The 4,340-nt window shown below is 43.8% G+C and carries 4 protein-coding genes and 1 tRNA gene; 4 read left to right on the forward strand and 1 reads right to left on the reverse strand.

Annotated elements, in window-relative coordinates:
* The first annotated feature begins 399 nt into the window (after nt 1-399).
* From queE to nadA, 4 genes are all read left to right on the forward strand, one after another.
* Entirely contained in the window at nt 400-1,038 is a 639-nt protein-coding gene (gene queE, locus AK963_RS25960) for a 7-carboxy-7-deazaguanine synthase QueE (RefSeq protein ID WP_066018264.1), read from the forward strand.
* A gap of 70 nt (nt 1,039-1,108) precedes the next feature.
* Nucleotides 1,109-1,804 (forward strand): 7-cyano-7-deazaguanine synthase QueC, encoded by a 696-nt coding sequence (gene queC, locus AK963_RS25965; protein WP_066018265.1) that lies wholly within the window; start codon nt 1,109-1,111, stop codon nt 1,802-1,804.
* A 48-nt stretch (nt 1,805-1,852) separates the two neighbouring features.
* Nucleotides 1,853-1,928, forward strand: a tRNA-Lys gene (locus AK963_RS25970).
* Between the two features lie 283 nt (nt 1,929-2,211).
* Nucleotides 2,212-3,249 (forward strand): quinolinate synthase NadA, encoded by a 1,038-nt coding sequence (gene nadA, locus AK963_RS25975; RefSeq protein ID WP_066018267.1) that lies wholly within the window; start codon nt 2,212-2,214, stop codon nt 3,247-3,249.
* Between the two features lie 114 nt (nt 3,250-3,363).
* Here nadA and AK963_RS32510 read toward each other — a convergent pair whose 3' ends face one another.
* The gene (locus AK963_RS32510; protein ID WP_139117670.1) at nt 3,364-4,113 is read right to left on the reverse strand and encodes a hypothetical protein; all 750 of its coding nucleotides are present in this window, start codon (nt 4,111-4,113) and stop codon (nt 3,364-3,366) included.
* Nucleotides 4,114-4,340 lie beyond the last annotated feature (227 nt).

A 4,340-nucleotide genomic window follows, 5' to 3' on the forward strand; every position in this document is an offset into this window, starting at 1 on the left:
GATCATCCTGAGTTTTAATCTGACTGGCTATTTGATCTACCAGTTTTTCGTTGATTTCAACGCTCATTGTTATTCTCCATTTTGGAGTATTAACGACAAGCGTTTACACAATTTAAATTACATTCCCTGCCAGTTTGATTCTTCTTTAGTTTCATCTCTTTTTTTCATTTCTATTTTCCACTCATACAGTGCATGAACTGTCTCTCTGCTATGCTGCTTACTTTGCTCCAGCTAGTGTGCAAGGTTTCGTACATGTTGAGGCATAAGTTCCGATAGGAAGTTCGTGCTGCGCTCATCTCATGACTGGTAACTGCTTTCATATAGTGCCGAATGTCAAAGGCAGTCTGAACCCTATATCTTTAGCTGCTTTGATCGTTTGGTGCAGGCAGGCATTTTTTAATGCTAAGAATTACAGAAATATTTTACTCGTTACAGGGAGAGACCAGAACCACTGGATTGCCTACGGTATTTGTGCGCTTAACTGGTTGCCCTCTGCGTTGTCGTTGGTGTGATACGGAGTATGCCTTTAGGGGGGGGGATTTATTATCCATTGAAGCAATCCTGGGCAGGGTATCAGAATATAACCCCAGATATGTCACAGTGACTGGGGGGGAACCATTGGCTCAGAAGGCATGTTACGGGTTGCTATCGCTTCTGGCAGACCAGGGCTATGAAGTTTCACTTGAAACCAGCGGGGCAATCAGTATCTCTGAAGTTGATCCCAGGGTGGTCAAGGTGATGGATTTGAAGCCTCCAGCTTCAGGAGAGTCGCATCGGAATTTATATGAAAATATCGGTTTTCTTGAAAAAAAAGATCAGTTGAAATTCGTGATTGCAGACAGAGGGGATTATGAATGGTCTGTTTCTAAAATAATCCAATATGACTTGGCGAACAGGGTTTCCGATGTTCTTTTTTCTCCAGTCAGTGGAGAAATGTCTGCCGAGATTCTGGCGGGCTGGATTCTTGAAGACAGGCTTCCAGTGAGATTTCAATTACAGCTGCACCGGATGATCTGGGGGGATTTGCCGGGTGTTTAAGGGTTATTAACGTTTTGTTGTGTATTCGCACCAGCTGAGCGTAATTTTTTGTTAAATAAAGGTGTTGCAGATGAAAAGAGCAGTTGTCCTTTTATCCGGAGGGCTGGATTCGGCCACCGTTCTGGCAATGGCTTCAGAACAGGGGTTTGAATGTTTCTCGGTCAGTTTTGATTATGGGCAACGCCATCGTTCCGAGCTTGAGGCTTCCCGAAAAGTGGCTGAGGCGCTAGGTGTTATTGAGCACAAGGTTTTAAAGCTTGGGTTGACTGGTATAGGTGGTTCGGCGCTGACAGATGATGACATTGCTGTTCCGGATTTCAGTGATCCCCTTAAGGAGGCTCAGAGCAGGATTCCGGTAACTTATGTACCGGCAAGGAATACGGTTTTTCTTTCTCTTGCTCTTGGTTGGGCAGAGGTTTTGGGTGCTCGTGATATTTTCATAGGTGCAAATATTGTTGATTACTCGAATTATCCTGACTGTCGCCCGGAATATCTGAAAGCATTTGAAGATATGGCAAATCTCGCAACACGGGCTGGAGTTGAAGGTGATCTTTTTCGTATCAGGGCGCCACTTCTGAATTTAACCAAGTCTGAAATAATTTCTGAAGGCGTGAAGCTGGGAGTGGATTATGCTATGACCGTCTCCTGCTATCAGGCTGATGAGCATGGGGTTGCCTGCGGTGTTTGCGATAGTTGCAGTTACCGGCGAAAGGGATTTCTAGAAGCAGGGATTGTTGACCCTACGCCTTATCGTATTGCGGTTTAACGCAAATTGCTTGTAAAACGAATTCTGGTGCGTATAATTTTCACAGTCGGGTCGTTAGCTCAGTTGGTAGAGCAGTTGGCTTTTAACCAATTGGTCGTAGGTTCGAATCCTACACGACCCACCACTTCCTCACATACCTTCCTTTTTTTATCTCTTCACAAGAATTATTAATAGTGCTGATGCTGCGTTCGAGCTGTGTTAGACTACCTGCCACATTTTTCTTAGAAAATGGTGGCATGAAAATAATGCGAAGCTGGATTTCCTTCCATTTTGGGGATGGAAGTGGCGCAATATTTTCGGCTCATGGCTGATCGATAGAGGAAATTGCAGACACTTACCTGTCTTTTATATGAACTAGTTCATTAAAGGTTTTAGAAGGGTAAAGTGCTTTGCCGGATGCAAGCTTTATGAATGCAGTGATAGACAGAGAGCTCGTTCAGGGCCATTTGCAGAAGGCTCCAGTACCGGTGGATCCGGTTGATAAGGAAGCCAAGAAAAGCAGAATTAAACAACTCCTGAAAGAGAGAGGGGCGGTTCTTGTCGCTCACTATTATACAGATCCTGTCGTTCAGGAACTGGCTGATGAGACTGGTGGCTTTATTGCGGACTCATTGGAAATGGCTCGCTTTGGTGCCCGACACGATGCCGAAACGCTTATAGTGGCTGGTGTTCGTTTTATGGGGGAAACCGCCAAAATTCTCAGTCCTGAAAAGCAGGTGCTAATGCCGACTCTTGAGGCAGAGTGTTCACTCGATCTGGGCTGCCCTGTAGAAGAGTTTTCCGCTTTTTGTGATCAGCACCCTGACCGGGAGGTTGTTGTCTATGCCAATACCTCGGCTGCTGTAAAAGCACGAGCAGACTGGGTAGTTACATCCAGTTGTGCACTTGATATAGTCGAAGACCTTGATGCTCAGGGTAAAGCGATTATCTGGGGGCCGGATAAATACCTTGGCAGCTATATTCAAAAAAATACTGGTGCAGATATGCTGCTCTGGGACAGTAGCTGTATTGTTCATGAAGAGTTCAAGGCGAAAGGTATTGAAGACCTGAAACGTGTCCATCCTGATGCAGCAGTACTGGTCCATCCGGAGTCACCTGACTCAGTGGTTGAGATTGCTGATGTGGTTGGGTCGACGAGCCAGTTATTGAAAGCTTCTCAGGAAATGCCGAGCAGCACATTCATAGTTGCTACGGATCGTGGCATTTTCTATAAAATGCAGCAAGCTTCACCTGATAAGCGTTTTTTAGAAGCTCCTACAGCGGGCAGTGGCGCTACTTGTCGCAGTTGTGCTCATTGTCCATGGATGGCAATGAATACGCTTGATGCTCTTCTGGAATGCCTGGAAACTCCAAGTGATTTGAATGTTATTGAAGTCAGTGATGACTTGCGAGATAAGGCGCTAAAGCCTTTGCAGCGGATGTTGGACTTTACGGCAACCAGTTAATATTAGTCGTCTTCCTGTTGCCCTTGGGGTAATGGGGAGGCGTACTTGGCCAAGTTGCTTATAGAGGGCTTGGTGTGTATAAATAAAATCAGTCTTAATTTTTATTGATTTCTATTATCTGCTGCCATATACGGCTGGATCCGGCTCAACGTGGAAGATTATTCTGTTAAACTGTCTACAGGCGGGGCTGGTTTTTTCCAGAGTTAAGCCAATGGTTCTAAGACCGAATAAATTCGATCTCCTTTGATGGCATTTGCCAACTTCGGTGTTGGATAAGAATTGTTGATAAAATTGATCTTCTGTTATTTTTCCTCTCGTAAAGACTTTGATTAATCGATTCGTGCTTTTATTTTCTATTCTATTACCAATAATTATTGAAGGTAGGCACCCATAGAAATTTCGTTCTTTAGCGGTTTGAGTGTATTGCTTAAGGATGGCAGTACTAAAATAATACCCGCAGTTTTTATCTTCTCTCTGATTAATTGAGAATAGCCATTTATCAGGGGAATAACAGTTCATGAAAAAATTAGGAATGTCTTCATCAAGATTGCCAGTGCAATCTTGCTGTTTGCTGGAAGTTGTTTTCCCATACATGATTTCTCCACAATATGTTTCTTCGTATTCTCCCGTATATGTCCTTTCCTCAAGCCTTTCAAGGTTTTCTTTCTCTGAAGTCTCCAGTCGATGAATAACTTGAGTGCGGGATGGTTGAGTTTTGATGTGCTTAGATGAATGAAGAACTCTTATTTCAACTTTGTCAGGAAGCTCTCCACCAGGATTAGCCTTAAGGCAGAAGCAGCAGCAGAAAATTCTTATCAGCTTGGGAATGGATATCCGTCTGCAGCAGACAGGTGTATTTACCACAGGAGTTCTGTTTGGATCAATTTCCTTAGGTAGAGTTTGGGTTAAGGCGGGTTCATGGGTATCAATGCGAAGGATATTGCTGCTGTTAACTGGGGCTTAAGGGAATGTAATTTAAATTGTGTAAACGCTTGTCGTTAATACTCCAAAATGGAGAATAACAATGAGCGTTGAAATCAACGAAAAACTGGTAGATCAAATAGCCAGTCAGATTAAAACTCAGGATGATC

The sequence above is a fragment of the Endozoicomonas atrinae genome (assembly GCF_001647025.1).
GTDB classification, from domain to species: Bacteria; Pseudomonadota; Gammaproteobacteria; order Pseudomonadales; family Endozoicomonadaceae; genus Endozoicomonas; species Endozoicomonas atrinae.

Coding starts and splice junctions, on each gene's coding strand:
- nadA (WP_066018267.1), top strand. CDS start 2,212: ATGAATGCAGTGATAGACAGAGAGCTCGTTCAGGGCCATTTGCAGAAG.
- queC (WP_066018265.1), top strand. CDS start 1,109: ATGAAAAGAGCAGTTGTCCTTTTATCCGGAGGGCTGGATTCGGCCACC.
- queE (WP_066018264.1), top strand. CDS start 400: ATGCTAAGAATTACAGAAATATTTTACTCGTTACAGGGAGAGACCAGA.